Below are 24,517 nucleotides of genomic sequence, written 5' to 3'. Positions count from 1 at the left end.
CCAGCAACACTCCGACCAGATCATCCCGCGTCCGCAACAATCTTGCCAAACTTTCACTAGGCCGTTGGCGCACTGAGTTCGAAGATGCAGATGAAATCGGACGAATCGCAATGACCGAACTTGAGGAGCTTCGCTACTTCGAGCACCAGTGCCTGGAGATGGCCAAGCAGTCCACGCTGCCGGATGCTCGACGCGCGCTCCAGATCCTGGCACGCAACTACGCCACGGCGGCCGAAATCCTCGAACGGCGCGCACAATCCGCCAACACGGCGCTGGCCCAACTGTTTCGATGCTTGAGGCTGTGATCCGATTGAGAGGCTGACAAGGGCGTGGTGCGACCGCCTATGCGAAGCAGCCGGCTTGCTCGGCCACGGCGGCGGTGAGGTTGGTAAGGGCGCCGGCTTCGGGACGACCGTGGTCCCGCCATTGTCGCCAACATCTCGCGCTTGAACACGCAGGACGAGGCTGCCATCAGAAGCTCCGTCTAGGGCGCGGAGCCGTCGGCAGTCCAAGAGGTGTTGCGATGTTCGCGCTGACTTTTCTGGGAACGTCGGCAAGCGTGCCGTCGCCCGAACGAAACCACCCTGGCATTCTCGTCGAGGCAGTCGGCAGTCGTATCTTGGTCGATTGCGGCGAGGGAACGCAGCGTCAGCTGCTGCGGAGCGGCGCCGGCTTTCGAAGGCTTGATCACCTCCTGCTGACGCATGGGCATTTCGATCATGTGCTCGGCATTCCCGGGCTGTTTTCGACCCTGCGGTTGCGGCAAAGTTCGGATGCGATGACAATTCATGGCGGGCCCGGCACGCTCGATGTCGTCGTCCGCATGCTGGCAGGGCTTTGGGGCGAAGGCCGAGCGCCGATCCCACTTGACCTCGCGCCATTGGCCGAGGGACGAGTCCTCGACGCAGGCGAATTCACCATCGACTGTTTTCCGGTCCGGCACCGGGACACGGACAGTTTCGCCTTCTCGTTTCAAAGCGCGATCCGCCGGCATCTCCTCCCGGACCGGCTGCTAGCGCTGCGCGTTCCTGATGGGCCCGTTCGCAGGGAGCTCGCGGAGGGAAGGCAGGTGAGGTTGGACGACGGCCGGACCATCGATCCGGAGCAGGTGCTTGGTCCCGCCCAGGGACGAAGGAAGCTCGTCATTGTCGGCGATACCGAAACCACCGAGGGGCTGGACGACCACGTTAGAGACGCCGACGTGTTGGTGATCGAAGCGACGTTTCTCGCGCGCGACGCGGCCACCGCGCACGAGTACGGGCATTTGACGGCCACCGAAGCAGCCGCGCTTGCGGCGCGGAGCGCGGTCAAGCAGCTCGTCCTCACGCACATCTCGGGCCGCTACCCGGACGAGGACATTCTGGTGGAGGCGACGGGGACCTTCCCGAATAGCCGGCTAGCCAACGACTTCGACCGCATCACGATCTGAGCGCTGCCAGCCTCTACGATCTCGGTGATTGGAACGCGTCGAGGTTCCCTCGACTTCGCACCGCGGATCACATCGAACTCACCATGATGGTGAACACGCGTTCAGGAAAGTTCCGAACGTGTTCCTGCAACATGTGCGGACGCCGGCCGTTAGCCCTGGTACTGGAAAGGAGGATGTCATGACGAAGCTTACTTACGCTCTTGCCGCAGCGGCGGCCCTCTCGATAGCGGCACCGACCATTGCCAGCGCGCAGGGTGTCGGCGTCTATTTCGGTAGCAGCCCCGGCTATTACAGCTATCGGTATGACGGTCCGCGCGTATACCGGGAGCACGATCGCGGCTGGCACCACGGCTGGTACCATCACCGCGATTACTACCGCGACCGTGGCATCGTGATCCGTGGTCGTGACTGGGACGACGACTAAACGGGAGCGGGACGCACCGCGCGTAACCAAAGAGGACCTCGCTTCGGCGGGGCCCTCCTTTGCCGGCTTTGTCGGCGAGCTCCACGGAGGGATGCCGCCGCACGAACAACGTTTCATTAACGCGACTCATCCACGCTCATGTTGGGCCGTCTGGATGGGCCGCTACGCCGAAGGCCGCCACGACAAGCTCCGTGGTGGCCTTTTGCGTTCCGAGAGTGCTGAGGGAGACGACCGATGGACTACGGCGCCTTCACCGACGCCAGCTTGAGGATGATGTACGAAGCCGTCCGCGGCGCGCTCAAGGCCGACGATGATTTCGAGGCACACGGCGAAGAGCCAAAATTCCGGGTGCGCGCCACACCCGAGTGGAAACGCCACGCCGGCAGCCTCGAGGCCGAGATGCTGAAGCGAGGGCTGCAGCTCGACATCATCGACTGGACGAGCGGCCAGGGCGAGCTGCCGCTGACGGTGGGACCGTGAGCGGGTAGCGGTGACGGTATCTGTGATCGGCTTGGGAAGTGAGGGCACGGCTGCAACTTCGGCTCCGTCAGCTTGAACAGCGTGAAATTCGGTCGACACTGAGCTAGTCGCAGCTGCGGGAGCATCCAGACTGTTGCGGGTCGCGGGGGCACTGAGAAATCAATCCCCAGACTATCCCTTGGGAATGGGTTTCCCTCCCGCAGGGCCTATTGGCTTGGGACCGGCCAAGGGCGGAGGGCTTATGGATGGAAATGGGATCTGATCTGCTTCGTTGGTTGAATTTTCCGGTCGCTTCTTGGGTCGAATCTCATCGTCCAATGATGGGCAAATCTTCTCCCAGCCTGGACCATATGTCGTTTCTAGAAAATCAATCTGGTCTGTCTCGAAGGTCTGAACAATCCGCTGCCTACTGCAAGCGGGGACGACCGCGCTTTTTGCATCTTTGCCTAGGGGACCTTTCAGCGAATAGCGCACTGTTACCGGTGCGCCGCAGTGGTTGACGACAGTCCACGTCTGCAGCGAGCCATCCTTCGTTTTGATGGGGCCCATGAGGCAGCTCTGTGCGTTGGCAGTTGCAGCAAGTACGCAGGGCACGACCCAAACTGCGACTGCCCTGGCAAGTTTCATGTGCTAGCTCCTGGTGGTATCGCATTTTGCACATGGAAAGAGGGATGGCCAACGGCAGCGACCGAAGCGCTGCTTGAACGGATGCTCGACAAGATTGGCGGCCTCTGTGTTCAGCCCGACCAACTCAAGCTGCCTAAGCCTAACGGGAAAGTTCTCTGGGGAATTGGTGAGCGCGGAGGGACTCGAACCCTCGACCCCATGATTAAAAGTCACGTGCTCTACCGCCTGAGCTACGCGCTCACTCACCTGAACATCGGATCCGGACGCAGGCCTTGAGCCGCTCCGGATCATGCTCCAGCCCGCGCTGTGTAGGGGGCAGGGCCCATCGGGTCAATAGCCGAAGGGCGGTCAATTGTGCACCGTGACGGCGGATTTGCCGTTCCGGCGCCTCGGGTTAGGCCGGTTTCTTGAAGTTGGCTCAGCTGTCGTGGCGGATTTCCGAGCCGACCGGCTGCGACGGGGCGGCGACCGAGGGCAGGCTGACCGGGCGGAGCCCGATCAGTTCCGCCGTCCGGATCGCGCTGTTGCGCCAGAACGCGAACTCGTTGATCCGCGAATTCTCCAGGATCGCGATGGCGACGGCGGAGAGGAACGGCAGGCTTTCAAGCACCAGCACCGCGGCGAAGATGTAGATCTCGCGCACCTGCTTGTAGCCGTTGGTGACGACAAGCACGATGGCGCCGACCAGCAGCAGCACGCCGATCACGGCTTCCCAGAACGCCTGGAATTCGATCGACATCCGCGACAGGCCGCCTTTCGAGGTGCGGGCGAAGGCGAGATGCTCGGTGATCAGGCCCTGCGCCACCGCGCGCGACACTGTCCACTGCACGCTCATCGCCGCGATCATGGCGCCCAGCATCTGGCCGGCCTTGATATTCACCCGCAGCCGGTAGAGCGCGACGAAATGCACCAGCGAGACGATGAAGGAGGCGATGATCGGCAGGGTCAGGATCTTGTCGGGGATCGCGATGTCGGCAAAGGCGACGATCGGGACCCAGATCAGATTGAGGATCGCGACCACGACGCCGAGGCTTTCGGCCCCTAACCAATTGAGCCAGCCGAGCGAGAACTCGCGGCGCTGGTCCGGCGTCAGCCGGCTCGCGCCGGGCAGGAAGCGCCGCCAATGCTTCTTGACGATCTGGAAGCCGCCATAGGCCCAGCGATGGCGCTGCTTCTTGAAGGCCTCATAGGTGTCGGGCAGCAGGCCTTCGCCGTAACGCACATTGGTGTAGTGCGTGAGCCAACCCTGTTGCTGGATCGAGAGACCGAGATCGGTGTCCTCGCAGATCGTGTCGCTGGACCAGCCGCCGGCCTTGTCCATCGCGGCGCGGCGGATCAGGCACATCGTGCCGTGCACGATGATGGCGTTGAACTCGTTACGCTGGACCATGCCGATATCGAAGAACCCGGCATATTCGCCGTTCATAATGTAGTGCATCAGCGAGCGGTCGCCGTCGCGATGCTCCTGCGGCGCCTGCACCAGGCCGACGCGCGGATCGGCAAAGGCCGGCACCAGATCCTTGAGCCAGTCCGGATGCACGACATAGTCGGCATCGATGATGCCGATGATCTCGGCGTCCGCCGCGGTCCGCTCCATCGCGATGCGCAGCGCGCCGGCCTTGAAGCCCTGCACCTTCTCGGCATTGATGAACTTGAAGCGCTCACCGAGCATCCGGCAGTGATCCTGGATCGGCCGCCAGAAGTCGGGATCGGGCGTGTTGTTGATGATGCAGACGCACTCGAAATTCGGATAGTCGAGCCGCGACACCGCATCGAGCGTCTGCTTCAGCATCTCGACCGGTTCGAAATAGGCCGGGATGTGGATCGAGACTTTCGGGAACGTCACATTCTCGCCCATCGTGGCCGGTGCGAGGGTCGCGCTCCTGCCGATCAGCCGGCGCGGGCCGCGGCCGAATGCGACCGCTGCGATCTCCTCGATCCGCGCCATCGCGATCAGGACCAGCGGAACCAGCAGCACGAGGCCAAGGCTGAGCGCGAAGGCCGAACCCCAGACGAAGTAGTGCGTGGTCCAGTACGAGAACACGGTCGCAACCCAGGCGCCGACACCGTTGGCTGCGGCCGACAGCAGCAGTGCCTGCATCACGGTCGGCTGGTCCAGCCGCAGGATCGGCAGCGACATGAAGAGGCCGACCAGCACGGCGACCAGCGCGATCTTCCAGTAGTTCAGGTCGGTGACCGGGCCGGTCCAGGCGAACTTCGCCTCGCGGTCGGCATTGAGGATGCCCCAGTAGGGACCGACGCCGCCTTCGAAGAACTTCCACGGCTGATCGATGGCTTCGACGATGTTGTAGTCCATGCCGATGGCTTCGGCGCGCGCGACGAAGTTGCGCAGCACGGTGGCCTGCTGGAACGGACCGGGCTCGGCGCTGCGCAGATTGTAGCCCTGGCTCGGCCAGCCGAATTCGGCGATCAGGATGCGCTTGCCGGGGAACGAGTCGCGCAACAGGTTGTAGCGGTCGACCGCCTGATCCACCGCCTGCTTGTCGGTGAAGTTTTCCCAATAGGGCAGCACGTGCGCGGCGATGAAGTCGGACGAATTGGCGAGCTGCGGATGGTCGCGCCAGATGTTCCAGATTTCGCCGGTCGTGACGGGAACGTTGACCGACTTCTTGACGCGCTGGATCACCTTGATCAGCCGGTGCACGTTGCTTTCGGCGATCGCCCATTTGACGGCTTCGGCCCGCTTGTCCTCGGGCTGCGTTTCCGCGTCGTGCAGGCGCTGCGCCTCCTCGCGGAGGATCCGCTCGGACTCCTCCGGCGGCACTCCGGTCTCCGGAACCGAGCCGAGGTTTTCGAGCGGGACCTGCTCGCCGCGGAACACGGTTTCGTTGCCGACCACAATGCCGATGACGTTGCTGTTGCGCTTGGCAAGGTTGATCGCGGCTTCGATCTCGCGATTGTTGCGGTTGGCATCCTTGTCGATCCAGGCGCCGACCGTGACCTTCATGCCGAACTCGGCGGCGACCGGCGGCACCAGCTCGTTGCCTTCGGTCGACGAATAGAGGCGGACCGCTTTGGTGAGGGTCGAGAGCTTTCGCAGGTCGGTGCGCACCTTCTCGCTGTCGGCGGCAACGTCCGCGACGGAGTGGCCGGACTCGAACGGGGCGTAGGACAGGCTCGGCAACGTGCCACGGAAATCGGGCGCCGACTGTTTCTCCTGGAAGAGACCCCACATGGCGGCGTGGGCGGCGGTGACAAGCAACAGGACGGCGACGACGGCGCGCATCGCGGTTAAACCATACGGGGCCTGAGATTGAGGACTAAGCGAACCCGTCCCCTGGGTTCGACCAACATAGCGGCGGAGGGAAAGATATCTCCGCCATCCGATTTAACAACTGGTGTGCCGCGATGGCGTTTTAAGGGCGCAAGCCGTTCCAGCCGCGAAAAAAATCGCGGCCGGATCCGATCGCGCCATGCGGCTATTTCGATGCCGGCGCCGGTGTCGCCGACGGGGTCGGCGCAGGCGAGGGCGAAGCGGCTGGCGCAGGGGCGGCATTGCCGGCCGTCGACGGCGCCGGGGTGGGCGCGGCGGCTGCCGCGGCCTGCGGCTGGGCACCCGGGTTGATCCAGCAGGCGTGGATGCGGCCGTCGAGGCTGCCGCGCACCTTGTCGTCGATCTGGGCGCCGAACCGGGTCAGGCAGCGGAAGGCGGCTTGCACGTGACCGCCGGGGCAGCCGAACCGGTCGTAGAGGTCGAGATGGCGGAACGCGGTGTCGAGGTCGTCGTTCCACATCAGGCGAACCACGCGGCGGCCGAGCCAGACGCATTCGGGGTTGCCGGCCGGACCGTTGATGGCCTGCTGGGCCTCGACGAACTCCTCGACCTTGCGCTGGTTGGCCTCCCGCAGGGCGTTGGCATTGGCGTCGGGCTGTCCAGGCTGCTGTTTGGCCTGATCAGGCGGATTCGGCGTGCCGCTCTGGGCGAACGCGCCGCCGGCTCCGTTCAAGAGCGCGAGCGCTGTGACGAGGCCCGTTACGGCAAGATGGCGCAAAGCAGTGTTCTTCAACTCAAGCAGCCGTCGACGCATGCATTCCCCGATATGTTCCGGCCCCTGCGGGATCATCCTAACGGCTCGCGTGATGCCGTCCAAATAGGTCTCCAGTGCGGCGGAGACTCTGGCGAAATCTGATGACTGGAATTTGGTATTTTGTCCAGCAAACTCACAACTTTATCGACCCAGCGCAAAACTGTCGCAGGACAACCATGGTATTGACCGATTCCTGGACTTGGCAGACGGGCTGTGACCGGCTAATTCGACGGTCCCCCGGAGGATGGAACCGATTTCGCTTCGTACGCCGCTGGCGCTTCTCCTGATCTCGCTCGCCGTGATTGCATCCGTGTGGTGGTGGCTCGCTACACCGATTACGCTCGCGCGTGCGCCGATCGATCCTGCCGCAAAGCTGCAATGCGTGTCCTACACGCCGTTCCGTGGCGCCCAGACGCCGCTTGATCCCGCCACGCAAATTCCGGTCGAGCAGATCGAGCAGGACCTCGCCGATCTCGCCAAGGTCACCGACTGCGTGCGGACCTATTCGATCGAGAACGGCCTCGACCAGGTCCCCGGCGTGGCGGCCAAGGTCGGGCTGAAGGTGATGCAGGGCATCTGGCTCAGCAGCAACCGCTTCAAGAATTTGCAGCAGATCGCGATCGCGGTCCGGCTCGCCAAGGAATATCCCGGCGTCGTCACCTCGCTGATCGTCGGCAACGAGGTGCTGCTGCGCGGCGAGATGACCGCCGCCGATCTTGCCGGCAACATCCGCGCGGTGAAGGCGGCGGCGGGCAATCTCCCTGTCACCTATGCCGACGTCTGGGAATACTGGGTGAAGAACCGCGAGATCTATGACGCGGTCGATTTCGTCACCATTCACATCCTGCCATATTGGGAGGACATCCCGGTCAAGGCGAAGTACGCCGCGGCGCATGTCGACGATATTCGCAAGCGGATGGCGGTGACGTTCCCCGGCAAGGAGATACTGATCGGCGAGACCGGCTGGCCGAGCGCGGGACGGATGCGGGAGGGCGCATTGCCGTCGCGCACCAACCAGGCGCGGGTGGTGTCCGAGATCCTCGATCTCGCCAAGCGCGAGGGCTTTCGGGTCAACCTGATCGAGGCCTATGACCAGCCCTGGAAGCGCAAGCTCGAGGGCACAGTCGGCGGCAATTGGGGCTTGTTCGATGCCGCCAGGCGGCAGGTGAAGTACCCGCCCGGCGTTGCGATCAGCAATTACCCCGACTGGAAGCTGCAGATGGCGGGTGGCATGGCGCTGTCCATCGCCACTTTCCTCGCGGCCTGGCTGACGCTGCGCCGCCGGCCCTGGACGCCGCGGCCATCGGCCTGGATCGCGGTCGCGATTTCGGCGACGACGGCGGGGACGCTGCTCGGGATCGCCGGCGACAAGATGTATTACGAGAGCTACGGCGTCGGCGGCTGGCTGCATTGGGGCGTGCTGCTCGCGGCCGCGATCGCTTCGCCCCTGCTGACCGCGCATGCGCTGATCGCCGGGCGCTCGCTGCCGACCTTCCTGGAACTGGTCGGGCCGCGCGACTATCGCGGCAAGGGTGCGATCGGCGCATTGCTCGCGATCGTGCTGGTCATCACCACGGTGATCGCGGCCGAGACCGCGCTCGGCTTCGCCTTCGATCCGCGCTACCGCGATTTCCCCTACGCCTCGCTCACCATGGCGGTGGTGCCGTTCGCGCTGCTCACCATGCTCAATCGCCCGAAGGCAGGCATCCGGCCGCTCGCGGAATCCGTGTTCGCCGGTCTGTTGGCGATCGCCGCCCTCTTCACGATCTACAACGAGGGCACGATCAACTGGCAGTCGGACTGGACCTGCGTGATGTACCTCTTGCTCGCCGCTACGCTGTGGCGGGCGCGGGCCGCGCAAAACCCACGATAAATAAGCCGATCGCGAGCCCCGACAGCACGACGTTGTAGAGCACGATCCCGAGCCCGGCTGCGATCAAGCCGACGGTGAGCAGTACGATCGACGGCCGCGTCAGGTTCAATACCGCAATCACCAGCGCGGTGATCCCGAACACCGAGTTTTTGAACAGCACGGTCGACAGTGCGCGGGCCTTGCAGAGCATGGTCTGCGTGCCGGCGTCGCACGCCAGTGCAACCGGCGAGAATTCGATGGCGAGATAGCGCACATACAGCGCGTAGCCGACGGTGACGAAGCCCACGACCATCAGGAACTGGACCTGATAGGGGGAGAGGCGGAACGGAGGTTTTGTCATCGTGGCACTATGGTCGGGAACGGGGTTTCGGACAAGGCTCGGTCAGAGCAGCGGAATCGGTTGAGAATTTGGCCGCAATCCTTTGCCGGACATGATTATTGGCTGTTCCGCCGGAACATCGAGGAGATTGTCGTCGGCTCCGGCTTCTTTTCCTCCGCAACCGGCTGCGGCGGTGCGACCGTGCGCCTCGGCGCGGCCCGCCGGTGCGGCAACGCCGGCTTGGTTCCGGCAAGCGGCTCGTTCAGGGCCAACCGCTGGCCGTCATAGATCGCCGTCTCGCAGGTCCGCTGGACCAGGCTGAGGCCGGCGCAAATCCTGGCGGCGGTCCCGGCGTCGTTCAGTGGCCCGGCAACCAGGCGCAACTGCATGCCGAGCCCGTTGCCGTTCTCCTTGATGACGATGATCGGCCGCAGCGCAGCCAGCGGCGCGTTGGCCTTCGACTTCAAGAGGCTGCGCCAGAGCGCGCGCAGTCCGTTGACCGAATTTGCCGTGCCGAGATCGACGCCGAACTCGGTGCGCTGGATCTGCGCCTTCGGCGCCTCGTCTTCGACGTCGGAGTCCGGATCCCGGGTGATCATCAGCGGCGGGATCGGCGCGGCGTTGACATCGCTCGAGGTCGGCGGCTTGGCCGCTTCGGTTGCCTTGCTTGGCGCAGGATCGTGCGAAGCCATCAGCGGCTTGTCCGCAGCCGGCGTGGCCGCGGGCGCTGGCGCGGCCGCCTTTACTTCGTCGGTGCTGGCCGCGGCAGCCGCGGCGCTCATCGGACTGGCAACTGATGGGGCGGAGGCAGAAACCGGCGGCGAGCTCTCGGGGGCCGACGGCTTCTCCGCAGCAACCTGCGGCCTGCTCGCGGCGGCCGTCGGCTTCTTGTCGGCCGGCATGGATTTCTCGACCGGTGCCGGCGCCTTGCTTTCGATGGATGCAACCACCTTGTCGGTCGCGGCCGGCTTGTCCAACGGGGCAGGCGGCGTCGTTGCGACGGCGGCAACGGCTGGTGCCGCCACTGCTGGCGCCGAATTGGCTGATGCGGGCGGCGTAGCAGGCGACGCTGCCGGAGTTGGTGGTGCCGGTACGGCCGCCACCGGCTGTTTTGCGATCGTGCCGGTCACGGAGTCGAGACCCTGTTCCAGCGTGGTGACGCGCGAATACAGCCGGTCGCGGTCGCCGTTGAGCGTATCGATCGCCGATGCCAGCCGCCGCGTCTCGTTGTGGCTCTCCTTCGCCAGCGTCTGCAGCTGCTGGGCCTGGCGCGCGACATCAGATGCGGCGACCTGGTCGCGCCGCAGCGTCAGCGCCGACTGGTTGGCCATCACGGCGATGGTGACGGCACCGACCGCAGCCACGCCCCACGAGCCGAGCCGCCACAGCATGCGGCGATCGAAAGCATCCTCCTCGGCCAAAAAGCCGGTGGTGCTTTCGGTGTCGAAATCCGCCGCCAGATTGTCGGGATCTTTGGCCAAAGCCCGCTTGGCCCTCCTCAAGGCCCGCCGAATCACGAGGCAAAGATTAACAGGAAATGGACCGGGAACTTGAATCTGAGGGGCCACGGAGGCGAATCGGTTTCTTCTGCCGGGGAAAACAATTAAAGACGGCCTCGAAGAAAGCGATGCGCAGCTGACTGCGCGAACCGTCGAGGATGCTGAATGACTGCGCGTACGAGCCTGACAGTGGTGCTTGCGGCCGGCGAGGGCACGCGGATGCGCTCGTCGCTGCCGAAGGTGTTGCACCCGGTGGCCGGGCAGTCACTGCTGGCGCATGTGCTCGATGCCGCAGCCTCCGGCGAGGGATCTCATCTCGCGGTCGTGATCGGCCCGGACCACGAGGCGGTCGCCGCCGAGGCGCGCCGGGTGCGGCCCGATGCGCAGACCTTCGTGCAGCGCGAGCGGCTCGGCACGGCGCATGCGGTGCTGGCGGCACGCGAGGCGCTCGCCCGCGGCGCCGACGACCTGCTGGTCGCGTTCGGCGACACGCCGCTGATCTCGGCCGAGACTTTTGCGCGGATGCGCGCGCCGTTGCGCGACGGCGCTGCGCTTGCGGTGCTCGGCTTCCAGGCCGCTGACCCGACCGGCTACGGCCGCCTGGTGACCGAGAACGGCAAGCTGGTTGCGATCCGCGAGCAGGCCGACGCCAGTCCCGAAGAGCGCAGGATCACGCTGTGCAATGCCGGCGTGATGGCGTTCGACGGCAGGAGGGCGCTCGCGATCATCGAGAAGATCGGCAACGCCAACGCCAAGGACGAATATTATCTGACCGATGCCGTCGGCATCGTCAGGGAATTGGGACTGGAGGCCGTCGTGATCGAAACCAGCGAAGACGAAGTTCGCGGCATCAACACCAAGGCGCAGCTCGCCGAGGCGGAGGCCGTGATGCAGGCGCGGCTGCGCAAGCAGGCGCTCGAGGCCGGCGTGACCCTGATCGCGCCGGACACCGTCTATCTCGCCGCCGACACCAAATTCGGCAAGGACGTGGTGATCGAGCCGTTCGTCGTGATCGGACCCGGCGTTTCGATCGACGACGGCGCCGTGGTCCATTCGTTCTCGCATATCGTCGAGGCCCGCATCGGCAAGAAGGTGTCGGTCGGTCCCTATGCCCGGCTGCGGCCCGGCACCTCGCTCGGCGATGGCGCGCGGATCGGCAATTTCGTCGAGACCAAGGCCGCAACGCTCGAGGCCGGCGTCAAGGTCAACCATCTCTCCTATATCGGCGACGCCCATGTCGGCGCCAATTCCAACCTCGGCGCCGGCACCATCACCTGCAACTATGACGGTTTCCTCAAGCACAAGACGCTGATCGGCGAGGGCGCCTTCGTCGGTACCAACACGTCGCTGGTCGCGCCGGTGACGATCGGCAAGGGCGCCTATATCGGCTCGGGCTCGGTGATCACCAAGGACGTCCCCGACGACGCGATGGCGCTCGAGCGCAGTGAACAATCGATCCGCGAAGGCGGCGCCGCCCGCTATCGCGCGGCGAAGCTGAAGGCGAAGGCCGCGAAGGGGAAGTGATGCAGTCGTCGTGCTTCGAGTCGGCCGCTTCACGGCCTCCCCCAGCGACAAAGGCGAAGCCTTGCGCGGGCATGACGGTGATAGAGATGAGCCCGCGATCTCCTCAATCGTCGTCCTGGCTTTCGCCAGGACGACACTGAGTGTGTTGCACGATATGTGAGCAACACTTCCGCGTTCTCGCGACATCTTTTGCCCGAGCTTTGCATTTCATTCCGCCCTCATCTCGAACAGAGGGCGCAGAGAAAGCCGGGTTGCCGATCGCACCCATGGGTCCCGTGCAACAAAAAGCACGGGAGGCAGGACCACGAGTGTAACCGGGAACATCCCGGCTTTCCCTGCGCGATGGGTTACGGCTTATTTCGCGCTCTCCCCGGCGAGACTGGGCTTTTTTGTCACCGTCTCCGCAGAAGCGCTTGCGCGCTTTGCGGGGAGACACCTACCGCTAGGGCGTCGGGACCACACGACTTCACCGTCCGCTTCACTCGCATTCGTCGACTGCGCGATCAGCGTCCACTGCATCTCACCGCAGCACCCGTGACGATGCGCAGCGCCCCTCGATCGGGTGAGACGGGACAATTCATAGCACTGAGTGGCGCTTCTGATAAAGCGAAATATTCTTGCGTGCAGTGATTGACGGGTTTTGGCTGCGTTGCCCGTCGGGTCCGTTTGTCGCAGATGCGTCAGGCGGCACGCGCAGACCGGTTCGAGCCTTGAAGCAGATTGTTCAGCATCTGACGTTCTTCATTGATTCTTCGCTTGAATAGAGCTCCGACTTCGCAGTATCGAGCAGGAATTGATAATGGCCTATGATTTTTTCACTGCCACGTACGAGCAGACGCTGCAGTTCTGTCATGGCTGCGCCTCGCCAGATCGGCTGATAATTTCATCGTCCGGTGGTCGGTCAATGGCGAGAGGCGGTATGTCGGCCACCAATATCTGCATCGCCATCTTCTCTTCAGAAAGACGTCGTTCAATGAACTTGCGTTCCAAGTCGGAAAGCTCGGTATTGAGCAGCCGCCTATACCGGCCGATATTGTTCCGATGCGTGCGCAGCCGTTCGAGGCGCTCGTCAATCAATTCTGAAGTTCGCTGCTTCTCTTTGCTGAATCGTGACCACCAACGCTCTTCAATCCTCTCGATGACTTGCTTCGGCAGTCTGATGCCGGTCATGGATCAGCACTCCTATGCAGCAGCGACGTTGCGCAGCGTGGAGCGCAGCCGAGCCGGCCTTCCTCCGGGTGGTTCACGCGGATCATCAAGGGCGCGCAGCGCATCCAGGATATCGCTGACTGGAACGGGCGATCTGAGTTCTGCAGGAGCACGCAGCGCAGGATTGGACGCAACGGCGCAGGCATCCGAAGCCCAGGATGCCAGAATGGCTCTCTTCGTCGCCTTCGTGAGGTAGGGGTCGCGGACCAGATCGCGAGGATGCTCGTACTTTTGCCTGCCTCTCGTTGGCAGGCGAAATGCAAGGATGTTGTCAACAGGCGCGGTCGTCGGCCGCATGGGTGCCTCCATTCTCAGGACGAAATCGAAAATGAGGAGCCGCGCCCCGGCGGAGCGCGGCTATGCGGGTCGTCAGGCTGCAACGCCTTCCAACTGGCGCGTTGCCTTGTTTGGAAGCGCATTGATCGCAATTCGCCTCGGCTTCATGGCCTCGGGGACTTCACGGGCGAGCTCGACCTTGAGCAGGCCGTTGTCAAAGGCGGCGCTCTTAACCTCGACATGATCGGCCAGACTGAACTGTCGCTTGAAGCGACGGGTCGAGATGCCTTGATAGATATATTCACGTTCGGCCTTTTCGACCTTCGTGCCCTCGATGGTCAGAACGTTCTGCTCTGCCGTTACCGAGATCTCGTCAGGTGCAAAGCCGGCAACCGCGAGCGCGATCTGGTACCGATCTTCCGCAAGCCGCTCGATGTTATAGGGGGGATAGTTGTCCTCGCTGGCACGCTGGACGGTTTCAGCGAGGTCAAAGAGCCGGTCAAAGCCGATGGCTGACCGGAACAGGGGAGAGAAGTCGTATGTGCGCATAGCCAAATCCTCCATAGAGCAAGATGGATATGAACGGCACCGGAAACGACCGGTGCCCGTCTCGCCTGAACCCGATTGGCGTTCAGGAGCTAAGCCCGTGGGGGCCTAGCGAGAGAAAAATTAGAAAACGGGTTTTCAAAGTCAAGAAGTGCGGCGAAAAAAATCTTGGCCTTGGCCGGCTGCTTTCGGCCGCGCCTGTTGGGGGGCCCGGGCGGGTTGGCAGCCGCTCGGGGAACCAGCCAGGTACGCGGGCCGGGCCATAGCCGTCGCCGAACGAAGTTGAGGGAACCGGTGCCCGCAAGAACGCGATTGTGTCGTCGATCGGTCGACGCGGTTCAGGCCGCATTCCTCGTCTGGCCCTGCGCGTTGGTGCTCGGCTGAACCGGTCCGAGCAGGATGCGCCGCTGCATCTCGTCAAAGGCGAGATTGGCGTTCTTCTCCGTCGTGACCAGCGATAGCAAGATCGCGACCGCGAAGGACAACGGCATGCTGATAATCGCCGGATTGCGCAGCGACACGAACCACCATTGATGCTCGACCGCGGCCAGCGGCTTGCCGAGAATGTCGAGTTGGATGGTCGGCGACAGATAGATCAGCACCAGCGAGCTCAGCGTGCCGACGAGGATGCTCGCCACGGCTGCAGGCGTCGTGAAGCGGCGCCAGGTGATGGCGAGCACCAGCGAGGGAAAGTTGGCAGCGCAGGCGATCGAGAACGCAAGGGCCCGCCATGAAGGCGACGTTCTGGCCCTCGAACGCGATGCCAAGAAAGATGGCGAAGATCGAAATCATGACGGTCGCGACGCGCGCGACCTTGAGCTGCTCGGCCTCGGAAGCGCTGCCGTTGCGGATCACATTGGTCCAGACGTCGTGGCAGAGCGTGGCGACGCCCGACAGTGTCAGCCCGGCGACGACGGCGAGCATGGTCGCGAATGCGACCGCACAGATGAAGCCGAAGAAGGCATTGCCGCCGACCGTAAGCGCCAGCAGCGGCGCTGCCATGTTGCCGCCGCCTCCGGCTTTTGCCACCGCGTCGGCACCGACCAGCACCATGGCGCCGAAGCCGATGATGAAGACCATGAGATGAAAGACGCCGATCAGGCCGGTGGCATAGAGGATCGACAGCCGCGCGGCCTTGGCATCCTTCACCGTATAGGCCCGCATCAGCACATGCGGCATCGCGGCGGTGCCGAACATCAGGCCGAGCCCGAGCGAGATGGCGTCCCATTGGCCCGAGACCACCTTCGATCCCGGCTGCAGCACCTTGGTGCCGTATTTCTCGGATGCCGCGGCGAACAGCTTGAGCGGGTTCATCTCGAAATGGGTCAACACGAGGAAGGCGAGCAGGATGCCGCCGCCCATCAGCAGCGCAGCCTTCACCACCTGCACCCAGGTCGTTGCCAGCATGCCGCCGAACAGCACATAGATCAGCATGACGCTGCCGACCACGACGACCGACCAGGTGTAGGGCAGGCCGAACAGCAGCTTGATCAGCGATCCCGTCGCGACCATCTGGGCGATCAGGTAAAACAGGATGACGGCAAGTGTCCCGACGGCGCCGGCGAGGCGCACCGGGCGCTGGCGCAGCCGATAGGCCACGACGTCGGCGAAGGTGAAGCGGCCGACGTTGCGCAACGGTTCGACGATCAGGAACAGGATGATCGGCCAGCCGACCAGCCACCCGATCGAATAGATCATGCCGTCGAAGCCGTTTGAGGTGACGATGCCGGCAATGCCGAGCAGCGCGGCGGCGCTCAGGAAGTCACCCGCGAGTGCCCAGCCGTTCTGCCACGGCGTGACCTGGCCGCCGGCGGCGAAGAAGTGTTCGGTGGTGCGCGTGCGCCGTGCGGCCCAATAGGTGATCGCCAGCGTCAACGCCATGAAGGCGAAGAAGAACCCGATCGAAAGCGTGCTGCTGCCCATCTTGCTCTGGTCCCTTTAGCGAAGATTGCGGATGCCGGCATCGAACACCCGGTTCGCCCACAGCACGTAGACCAGGCAGAGCGCGAAGGAGGAGATGATGACGAGCGGGCCGAGCACAATGCAGAGCGACAGGCCGGGCACCAGGATGGTGCCGAGCAGCGCCTTGTCGAACGCGAACAGCCCCATGAAGCTGAAATAGATCACGATCATCGCTGCACTGAGCACGAGCGCGACGATTAGCCGCTTCTTGGCCAGTTTCTTGGCCAAGGCGCTGACGCTCGGCGCCGGATCGGTATTGCCGGGAATAACCACGTTCATGTTTGCCCCCTCAAAACTTCAGCGCGCGCTACCTTGCGCCAATCGGACGAGCTTCAGCCGGGCTCCGATGGAAGGGAACTATGGATTTTTGCAATCTGCCGTGCGCGGCTGCGGCAGGGCATCGGCCAGTGTGACCTGCATGTCGGGGTCCTGCTTCAGGGTATTTTTCAGAAACGCGCGGACGGCGCGGATGCGCGGGGCAAATTGCAGGTCGCTGTGGACGTTGAGCCAGACCTCGCGAAAGGTGCCGGCGAGGGCGGGCAGCACGGGGATCAGGTCGGGCCGGTCGTTGGTGGCAAAGCTCGGCAGCATGACGATGCCGAGGCCGCCCGCCGCGGCGTTCATCTGTGCGATCATGCTGTTGGAGTGGAAGGCGATCTTCGGCTCCTCGATGACGTCGGCGAGCCAGCGCACCGAATCGACCTGGATCAGGTCCTCGATATAGGAGACGAACCAATGATCGGCGAGGTCGCGAAGGCTTGCAGGCATGCCGTGATTGTCGAGATAGCTCTGGCTCGCGAATAGCCCGAGCCGAAACTTGCCGATGCGCTCGGAGATCAGGCCCGGACCGGGTGGCCGGAAGAACGACACGAACAGATCGGCTTCGCGCTTGTGCACATAGACCGTCTGCGCTGATGTGACGAGTTCGACGGAGAGTTGCGGCGCGGTGCGACGCAGTTTCGCGAAGCGTTGCGCCAGATAGAGCGAGGCGATCCCTTCCATGGTGGCGAGCCGCACGGTCCCGACGAGTTCCTGGGTGTCGCTGGCGCTGGCCTCCTCACGAATGGCGATCACCGCGCTCTCGACCCGCTCGGCATGACGCAGCAAGCGCTCGCCGACTTCGTTGAGCTTGAGCCCGGTGCGGTGGCGTTCGAACACCGCAATCCCGAGGGAAGCTTCCATCTGGGCGATCCGCCGACTCACGGTGGAATGATCCAGCCGCAGCCGCTTTGCCGTCTGACTCAAATTTCCGGCACGCGCGGCACAGAGAAAGACCCGCAAATCGTCCCAGTTGATCGTATCGAACATGACCTGCCTCCGGATTGCGGACCTTGCCAGCAAAGCAATTCCCGTTCCAGCGCGCGGTCGGCTCCGATCCTTCGCAACCGACCTTGCGACAATTCCCATGCATGCCGCGAAGGCAGGGATGATACCGCTTCGCCTCCCTAGTCCTAGCCGGGATTTTCGTCATGCTCCCTCGTTTCAAGGCTGCTGCCGTCCACGCCGCGCCCGTCTTCCTCGACGGCCGGGCGACCACCGAAAAGGCGATCGCCATCATGCGCGAGGCAGCCAGGGCCGGCGCCGAGCTGATCGCATTTCCCGAAACCTACATTCCCGCTTTTCCGGTCTGGGCCGCGCTGTGGCCGCCGATCGACAATCACGATCTGTTCGTGCGGATGGCGGAGCAGTCCGTGCTGGTGGACGGACCGGAAGTGGCGCGGCTGTGCGCCGAGGCGCGCGGCCTCGGCGTCACCGTCTCGATCGGCATCAGCGAGCGCTCGGCCGTCAGCGTTGGGGGGCTGTGGAACTCGAACCTGTTGATCGGCGAGACCGGCGAAATTCTGGTTCATCACCGCAAGCTGGTTCCGACCTTCTATGAGAAGCTGGTGTGGTCGTCGGGGGACGGTGCGGGCCTCAAGGTCGCCGAGACACGGCAGGGCCGGATCGGTGGGTTGATCTGTGGCGAGAACACCAATCCATTGGCCCGCTTCGCACTGATGGCGCAGGGCGAACAGGTGCACATCTCGAGCTGGCCGCCGATGTGGCCGACGCGGCGCCCGGCAGGCGGCGGCAATTTCGACAACGTCGCCGCCAACCGCATCCGGGCCAGCGCCCATTGCTTCGAAGCCAAGGTATTCGGGATCGTCACCGCCGGCTACATGGACCAGCCGATGCGGGCCTTCCTCATTGAACGCGACGGAACCATCGCCGACGTGATCGACCAGACGCCGCGTGCGGCGAGCTTCTTCGTCGATCCGACGGGTGGTGTCTTTGGCGATGAATTGCAGGACCAGGAAGGGATCGCCTACGCGGAGATCGATCTCAATCGCTGCGTCGAGCCGAAGCAGTTTCACGACGTCGTCGGCTACTACAACCGCTTCGACATCTTTGGCATCACGGTCGACCGCAGCCGGCTGACCCCGGCACGATTTAGCGACGAAGAACAGCCGATGGCAAAAGCGCAGGACGAGGCAATTCTGTCCGTCGATGCTGACGCCGTATCGAATGGGCAGAGGCGCGATGCCAGGAGTTGACCAAAAAGCCAGATCTCATTTGGGTCGCATGCGGACATCGCAGAGCCCGACGCTTTTGATCAGTGCGGAAACGAGCACCGTTGCCAATGCGGAAATGTATGGCTACGCTTTACCCCAGGTTAGCCCCCAAAGCGCTCGTTCGATCGGCCGCACGCTCATGCCCAAATTCCTTCGCATCGGAGTGCATCAGTCGAACGTGTCCGGATACACGTCAAAGGCATGGTGCATTCGACGGGCTGGCTCGACGGTCTTCCTGAAATGGGGCGCCGTTGAGGTTCAGGGCGCCGGAGCGGGGCGAAAGGTCTACTGGACGTTTCCACCGCAGGAAAAAACCATTCGCTGCCGCACGGTGCAGCGTGCCCAGGACTACACCAAGGCCGCAATCGCGCGGCGGCGCAGCCATCGCTATGAACCGCTGACGGGAAATATAGCGAACCGGCGTCGCACCGCCGATCGAGGCTCGGAGCTCAAACAGGCGCTCGCCACCATCCTCTTCGTCGATATCGTCCGATCCACCGAAAAAGCCGCGCGGCTCGGCGACTCGCGCTGGGCAACGGTGATGAATCACTACTACGCCGCCGTTCGCCGCGAGCTGAAGGCCTTGCGCGGCAAGGAGGTCGTGACGACGGGAGACGGTGTGCTGGCGACGTTCCGCGCGCCCGCTGCCGGGATCGGTTGCGCGACCGCGATCGTCAAGGCCGTGCGCACGCTGGGGCTCGAGATCAGGGTGGGATTACATGCCGGCGAATACAAGGTGAGCGGCGCCGAGGTCATCGGTCTCGCGTTTCACATCGGTGCGCGCGTCGCTGCCAAGGCACGGGCCGGCGAGGTGCTGGTCTCGAGCGCGGTCAAGGACCTGATGCGGGAGTCCGATATCCGTTTCAAGGATCGCGGCGCGCACCAGCTCAAGGGCGTGCCGGAGCGATGGCGGCTCTACCGGGTTGAACCTTAAGGCGTCCGGCAGGAACTGGACGCCGGTGTTGCGATCAACGCGGACGTGACACGCTTATGACTGCATGCGCTAACCTTTGCGGGTCGAGATGCTCTCTCGAATTCGTTCCAGCCAGCCGATGACGGCGCCGAGCGCCTGATCGCCCTTGCCGAGAAGTCCCGCCAGTTCGCGCTCCGCACTGCCGCGTCGCGTGGAGTCGGGTTCGGGCAATGGCGGAAGAATGTGGGCGTAGTACGTCTTGTCGAGCAGCCGGTGCAGCAGGCGTTCACCCGGGAATGGTTCGTTGTTGTTCAGGGCACGCGCCCCCTTCAGGATGGTGCGGATATCATATTGCGTGGGGCTGATGTCGGGCACCTGCTTGGGGAGTTCGAGCAGCGTGTACACCGCGACCCGCGCGGTGCGGACCGAGCTGTCCATTGTGAAGATGATGTCGTTCGAGGTTTCCACGAACTGGCCCATCAGCCCCAGATTGGTGCAGCCCGCGGGGACCGGATGCGGCCGGTCGCCCGCCGCGCGGGGCATGAACATCGCGGTGATGTAGGGCATCAAGGCGAGGCGGGCCTTGGTGTTCGCCACCACGGCGTCCAGCTTGTCCTCGATGCCGAGGTGATAGCAAAGCTCCGCCAGGATTTCGCGGCCGGTGCAGGCCGGCATCGGCTTCTTGACGTAGTTGCCCTCCTTGTCCATCAGCAACGCATAGACCCAGACGACCAGGACGTCCTTGGGCTGGGTCGGAAAGTGCGGCTGCCGGTTGCAGGTGAAGCTGAGCACCCAATTGGAGTCGGTGAAGGTGATGATCCCGCCGGTCACTGTCTTGCCGGAATAGGGATCGTTGACCGAAAGCTCCTTCAGCCGGTCGACGAAGGGCGACGGCTTGCAGGTGAGGGTGACCGACTCCCACATCGACTTGTCGACATTGCCGTAGAATTTTTCGGGCTTGCCAAAGATCGGCGATTTCTTCGCCAGGTTCGTCCACAGCGTCCAGTCGCTGGCTTCGCCCGGATCATGCTTGCCGCGCGCAAGAACCGGGGCGTGGTCCATGTCGCCATAGGCGGTGCCCTCGGTCATCGATCCCGTGAGTGCAAAGACCAGGTCTTTCGGACCGATCGGAATCCTGGTGTCGCCGCCACCCACCTTGGCGTGGATCGCGGTCACCGTGCGGGCATCGCCCTCGACCTTGATGTCGAGATCGTGGACGCGCGTATCGAACTGCACCTTGACGCCGCGTTCGCGCAGATGGGTCACCAGCGGACGGACGAAGCTGTCGAACTGGTTTGTACTTCGGAAAGATCAGCGCCGACATATCGGTCAGCCCGTCGATCGCATCGAGGAAGCGATGCATGTAGAGCTTCATTTCGAGCAGGCTCTGCCAGTTCTCGAAGGCAAACATCGAGCGCCAGAGGAACCAGAAATTGGTCTCGAGGAAGCCCGGGCTGAAATATTGCTCGATGGTGATGTCGTCGAGATCCTCCTTGCGCTTCAGAAGCAGGCGGATCAGTTCCCATTGCTGCGGCTTCGACAGGCCGAGCGTCGAGAAGTCGCGGATCTGGCCGCGCTTGTGCATCAGCCGCGCCTTGGAGAAGTTCGGATCGTTGTCGTTGACGAGCCGGTATTCGTCGAGAACGCTGTATCCTTCGGGCAATTCGAGCGCCTGCACGTCCTGGAACATGTCCCAGAGATTGTCGTAGTTCCAGTTCATCTCGCGGCCGCCGCGGATGATGTAACCGTTCTCGGGATCGCCGGCGCCGTCGAGCGAACCGCCCTCGATGTGCATCGTGTCGAGGATGGTGATGTCCTCGCCCTTCATGCCGCCGTCGCGGATCATGTAGAAGGCCGCGGCCAGTCCCGCGATGCCGCTGCCGATGATCCAGGCCTTGCGGGCTTCGACCGGCCCCTGTGGCACCGGACGGTTGCGCATGTAGGCGCCCATCATGTCCGGCGGCGGCAGCGTGTTGTGGCTGCCGTTGTGCCAGTAGCGCCTGGACGCGTCGGTTTCGACCTCGAAGGTGGGCCTGCCGGAAGCTGCGACATCAGTCATTGGCGACCTTTCTGGGTGATTGGCTTTCGCGATCTGCGTGGACCTGATGCTGGCAGGTCGCCGTGTCATTTTCTGGCCCAAGCCCGGTTGCGGCGAAGATGTCGCGCCACGACCGGCGATGCTCCGTTAAGGGAGCGTGCCGCGGAGCCGGCAAATTTTCTTTGATTTGGGGACGTCGGCCGCAATGCGGTGCAACGCTACCGCGCGCCGAGGATACGCTGCCACAGCGTGCCGCCGACCACCTTCCAGCCGAGATAGAAATACAGCACGATCAGCGCGAACAGCAGCAGCGCGGGACCGCCAGTCAGGTTGAAGCCGTCCTTCGTGGTCTGGCCAGTGGCGGCGCCGATGGCGTAGCCGCCGCCGAAGAACACGGTGATGAAATCGAGGACGCCGGCGAGGCCGCGGCGCCAGAACGGTTTTGCGAGGGGCGGCGGCTGTTCGCTCGACATGGAGGTTTCTCATTATCCGCGACAGGCTATCTCGCTTGGCCGGTCAGGTGAAGGCGACCTCGATCCGGTTGTCGGCCTTCGCGGTGATGCGGCAGGCCCGCGACAGCGCGTCGGCGGCAATCGCGAGCTTGAACTGATCGGGGATGCCCGAGGTGGACAGCACCTCAATCGTCGCGGTGTCGCGCGACAGGCCGCGCACCGTGCAGTCGATCGCGGAATGGCCGGCATTGAAGCTGATCGTGCCGGCCTTGAACACGCGCCGTGCGGTCGGCGCAATCGACGGCGCGCCCGGTCGACCCAGGCCAGCGCCTGGTTGCGGCCGGCCTGCTTGGCGCCGTACATCGCGAGGTCGGCGTTGCGCAGCATGTCGTCGAAGCAGTTGCCGGGCGAGAGCGCAGCGCCGCCAAGGCTGCAGGTGACACTGACCGTGCCGGCCGGCGTCTCGATCCGGGTTGCCGCGACGGCGGCGCGCACCTTCTCGAGCACGCCCATCGCCTGGTCGAGCTTGGTGTGCGGCAGCAGGATGCCGAATTCTTCGCCGCCGAGCCGGCCGATCACATCGGAGCCGCGCAGCGCACAGCGCGCGGAGTCCGCGACCGCCGCCAGCACCATGTCGCCGACGGCGTGCCCATAGGTGTCGTTGACCTGCTTGAAGTGATCGACATCGAGCACGGCGCAGGCAAGCGGACTGAGATGCCGCGCGGCCAGCGCGGTCAGCCGTTCGCCTTCGCCGCGGAAGGCGCGCCGCGACGAGCAGCCGGTGAGGCCGTCCTGCATCGACAGGTTCCGCAGCATCAGTTCGTCGACGGCGATGGCGGCAAGATCGACCAGCATGCTGGTCGCCTCGGCGTCGAAGTCAGACCGAGGGCGAGTGTCGATGGCGCACAGGCTGCCGATCACGACGCCGGACACCTTGAGCTGTGCGCCTGCATAGAAACGCACGAACGGCGCCCCGCGCACGAAGAGGTTGTCGGCAAAGCGGGCGTCGTGGAGCATGTCGGGGACGACCAGAGGCTCGTCCTGCGCGATGGTCAAATTGCACGGCGCCGGCCGCCGATCGGTTTCGCGCAAGTCCAGCCCGTCGGAGGCCTTGAACCATTGCCGATGGCCGTCGATGAAGGTCAGCGTCGACATCGGGACGCGGAACATCTTGCGGCACAGCGAGGTCAAGCGGTCAAAGGCGAGTTCACGCGGCGTGTCGAGGATGTCGAGTTCCGCGAGCGTATCGAGGCGACGTGCCTCGCGATCATGCGCAGTGTGCATCGGGCCACCTCCGGCGCCGGCAGCCTCGCCGAAAGGCGTTAACGGTGCGTTGATGTGTGGCACACGTGGTGGTTGCCGGACATGCCAGATTCACCCGCATGGACGCGTGCCGCATCGGTTCCCGCGCGGCCGGCAGGCGATCAGCCGGCGCGGCACGCCGGGCTTTCCAATCCGTCGGCGCGGCCGTCTTCGGCGGAGTTCGAAGGCTTGCGGGCCGGACGGATCTTGAAGCGCAGCGCCGGTTGCTCGATGACGCGCCAGGTCGCGGCCGCCGCGATGGTCGTCGCAACGATCAGGAGGGCTGCGGCCGGGAAGCCTTGCCATCCGAAGGCGTGCAGCAGCATCACGATCGGCACGTGATGCAGATAGATGCCGTATGACAGGTCGGTGCCCGCGAGCAGCTTTGAAAGATTGGTCCAGCTGAAGGCTGCCGACATCACGCAGCAGGCAAGAAGGATCGTCAGCACGGTCGATCGCAGTGTCGGGTGGTCATACACGATGCCGTGCTGGTCGCCGAAGAAGGCAATCGCCTCGGCATAGAGCAGGGCCCACAGGATGAACTTGTCGCGGAACAGCCGGTCGATTCGGCTCCAAAGCAGCGAAAAAAGCGAGCCGATGCCGAAGACCCAGAAATAGAACAGCGGATTTATGCCTCGAGTGACCTCGTCGGTCGCGGTCACGCTCGTCAGACGATGCGAATAGATGGTGAGGGCGAGAACCACGGCCACTGAGGCCCATCGGTAGCGCAGGACCGGCGGCAGGAAAATCACCGGAACGATCAGATAGAATCCCAATTCGAGCACAATGGTCCACAGCGCGACAACGGGCAGGAATGGCAGCGCGTCATTCCAGGCGAAGGGGTATGGCGGCAGCAGCCAGTTGGCGAGCGCGTCGGACCCGGTCGCAAGGATCACCGTCCAGTATCGAAGGAAGTCCGGGTTGAGCAGTGCGCCGAGCGGCAATGCGCCGAATGCGACCAGCAGCGCGAGAACGATCGCGAGATTGAGCCAGAGTGCCGGATAGATGCGCAGGCATCGATTGCGGAGAAAGGTGACGACGTC

19 protein-coding genes, 1 tRNA gene and 3 pseudogenes are annotated in these 24,517 nt (G+C 63.9%); 8 read left to right on the top strand and 15 right to left on the bottom strand.

From position 1 onward, the window contains the following. Positions 1–110: 110 nt before the first annotated feature. The 4 genes from ACVWW1_RS10665 to ACVWW1_RS10650 all read left to right on the top strand — a co-directional run bounded on the left by ACVWW1_RS10665 (position 111) and on the right by ACVWW1_RS10650 (position 2,333). Entirely contained in the window at positions 111–305 is a 195-nt protein-coding gene (locus tag ACVWW1_RS10665) for a hypothetical protein (protein ID WP_092114120.1), read from the top strand. Positions 306–523: 218 nt separating this feature from the next. Next, positions 524–1,429 (top strand): ribonuclease Z, encoded by a 906-nt coding sequence (locus tag ACVWW1_RS10660; protein ID WP_456655738.1) that lies wholly within the window; start codon positions 524–526, stop codon positions 1,427–1,429. A 178-nt stretch (positions 1,430–1,607) separates the two neighbouring features. Further along, on the top strand, positions 1,608–1,853 hold the full coding sequence (locus ACVWW1_RS10655; protein ID WP_456655737.1) for a hypothetical protein: 246 nt from the start codon (positions 1,608–1,610) through the stop codon (positions 1,851–1,853). A gap of 234 nt (positions 1,854–2,087) precedes the next feature. Next, positions 2,088–2,333, top strand: a complete 246-nt coding sequence (locus ACVWW1_RS10650; RefSeq protein ID WP_456655736.1) for a hypothetical protein — start codon at positions 2,088–2,090, stop codon at positions 2,331–2,333. A 791-nt stretch (positions 2,334–3,124) separates the two neighbouring features. Here the strand turns inward: ACVWW1_RS10650 and ACVWW1_RS10645 are convergent. The 3 genes from ACVWW1_RS10645 to ACVWW1_RS10635 form a co-directional block, all read right to left on the bottom strand. Then, positions 3,125–3,200, bottom strand: a tRNA-Lys gene (locus tag ACVWW1_RS10645). 178 nt (positions 3,201–3,378) lie between these two features. Next, entirely contained in the window at positions 3,379–6,207 is a 2,829-nt protein-coding gene (locus ACVWW1_RS10640) for a glycosyltransferase (RefSeq protein ID WP_456655735.1), read from the bottom strand. A 193-nt stretch (positions 6,208–6,400) separates the two neighbouring features. Beyond that, positions 6,401–7,009: a beta-1-3, beta-1-6-glucan biosynthesis protein gene (locus ACVWW1_RS10635; protein ID WP_207840960.1), complete on the bottom strand. Its 609-nt coding sequence runs from the start codon at positions 7,007–7,009 to the stop codon at positions 6,401–6,403. A gap of 244 nt (positions 7,010–7,253) precedes the next feature. On the opposite strand from ACVWW1_RS10635, the gene ACVWW1_RS10630 reads away from it, so the two are divergent. Beyond that, the gene (locus ACVWW1_RS10630) at positions 7,254–8,882 is read left to right on the top strand and encodes a glycoside hydrolase family 17 protein (protein WP_456655734.1); all 1,629 of its coding nucleotides are present in this window, start codon (positions 7,254–7,256) and stop codon (positions 8,880–8,882) included. Here the strand turns inward: ACVWW1_RS10630 and ACVWW1_RS10625 are convergent. Then, positions 8,842–9,222: a hypothetical protein gene (locus ACVWW1_RS10625; protein ID WP_456655733.1), complete on the bottom strand. Its 381-nt coding sequence runs from the start codon at positions 9,220–9,222 to the stop codon at positions 8,842–8,844. The genes ACVWW1_RS10630 and ACVWW1_RS10625 overlap by 41 nt on opposite strands. A gap of 95 nt (positions 9,223–9,317) precedes the next feature. Then, positions 9,318–10,682 (bottom strand): hypothetical protein, encoded by a 1,365-nt coding sequence (locus ACVWW1_RS10620; protein WP_456655732.1) that lies wholly within the window; start codon positions 10,680–10,682, stop codon positions 9,318–9,320. Between the two features lie 183 nt (positions 10,683–10,865). Here ACVWW1_RS10620 and glmU point away from each other — a divergent pair, with 183 nt between their 5' ends. Then, a complete protein-coding gene (gene glmU / locus ACVWW1_RS10615; protein ID WP_456655731.1) occupies positions 10,866–12,224 on the top strand; it encodes a bifunctional UDP-N-acetylglucosamine diphosphorylase/glucosamine-1-phosphate N-acetyltransferase GlmU in 1,359 nt (452 codons plus the stop codon). 849 nt (positions 12,225–13,073) lie between these two features. On the opposite strand, the gene ACVWW1_RS10610 is transcribed toward glmU, so the two are convergent. From ACVWW1_RS10610 to ACVWW1_RS10585, 6 genes and pseudogenes are all read right to left on the bottom strand, one after another. Continuing rightward, a complete protein-coding gene (locus ACVWW1_RS10610) occupies positions 13,074–13,394 on the bottom strand; it encodes a hypothetical protein (protein ID WP_456655730.1) in 321 nt (106 codons plus the stop codon). A gap of 12 nt (positions 13,395–13,406) precedes the next feature. Beyond that, entirely contained in the window at positions 13,407–13,730 is a 324-nt protein-coding gene (locus tag ACVWW1_RS10605) for a hypothetical protein (protein ID WP_456655729.1), read from the bottom strand. A gap of 72 nt (positions 13,731–13,802) precedes the next feature. After that, positions 13,803–14,258 carry an Hsp20 family protein gene (locus ACVWW1_RS10600; protein WP_456655728.1) on the bottom strand — a complete coding sequence of 152 codons (456 nt, stop codon included), beginning with the start codon at positions 14,256–14,258 and terminating at the stop codon, positions 13,803–13,805. A 335-nt stretch (positions 14,259–14,593) separates the two neighbouring features. Then, positions 14,594–16,178 (bottom strand): annotated as a pseudogene (locus tag ACVWW1_RS10595) (solute symporter family protein). Positions 16,179–16,193: 15 nt separating this feature from the next. Further along, positions 16,194–16,496: a DUF485 domain-containing protein gene (locus ACVWW1_RS10590; RefSeq protein WP_456655727.1), complete on the bottom strand. Its 303-nt coding sequence runs from the start codon at positions 16,494–16,496 to the stop codon at positions 16,194–16,196. 78 nt (positions 16,497–16,574) lie between these two features. Further along, positions 16,575–17,525, bottom strand: coding sequence for a LysR family transcriptional regulator (locus tag ACVWW1_RS10585; RefSeq protein ID WP_456655726.1), 951 nt, complete (start codon positions 17,523–17,525; stop codon positions 16,575–16,577). A 161-nt stretch (positions 17,526–17,686) separates the two neighbouring features. On the opposite strand from ACVWW1_RS10585, the gene ACVWW1_RS10580 reads away from it, so the two are divergent. After that, positions 17,687–18,751, top strand: coding sequence for a carbon-nitrogen hydrolase family protein (locus ACVWW1_RS10580; protein ID WP_456655725.1), 1,065 nt, complete (start codon positions 17,687–17,689; stop codon positions 18,749–18,751). A gap of 157 nt (positions 18,752–18,908) precedes the next feature. Beyond that, positions 18,909–19,703 carry an adenylate/guanylate cyclase domain-containing protein gene (locus ACVWW1_RS10575; RefSeq protein ID WP_207840963.1) on the top strand — a complete coding sequence of 265 codons (795 nt, stop codon included), beginning with the start codon at positions 18,909–18,911 and terminating at the stop codon, positions 19,701–19,703. Positions 19,704–19,772: 69 nt separating this feature from the next. Here the strand turns inward: ACVWW1_RS10575 and ACVWW1_RS10570 are convergent. From ACVWW1_RS10570 to ACVWW1_RS10555, 4 genes and pseudogenes are all read right to left on the bottom strand, one after another. Beyond that, a pseudogene (locus tag ACVWW1_RS10570) lies at positions 19,773–21,741 on the bottom strand (oleate hydratase). A gap of 197 nt (positions 21,742–21,938) precedes the next feature. Next, a complete protein-coding gene (locus ACVWW1_RS10565; protein ID WP_176531281.1) occupies positions 21,939–22,193 on the bottom strand; it encodes a hypothetical protein in 255 nt (84 codons plus the stop codon). 12 nt (positions 22,194–22,205) lie between these two features. Then, positions 22,206–23,456, bottom strand: a complete 1,251-nt coding sequence (locus ACVWW1_RS10560) for a GGDEF domain-containing protein (protein ID WP_456655724.1) — start codon at positions 23,454–23,456, stop codon at positions 22,206–22,208. A 140-nt stretch (positions 23,457–23,596) separates the two neighbouring features. Further along, positions 23,597–24,505 (bottom strand): annotated as a pseudogene (locus ACVWW1_RS10555) (acyltransferase family protein); the annotation flags it as partial. Positions 24,506–24,517: the final 12 nt, after the last annotated feature.

Source organism: Bradyrhizobium sp. JR3.5, from assembly GCF_054057015.1.
This window is presented reverse-complemented; position numbering and strand designations above follow the sequence as displayed.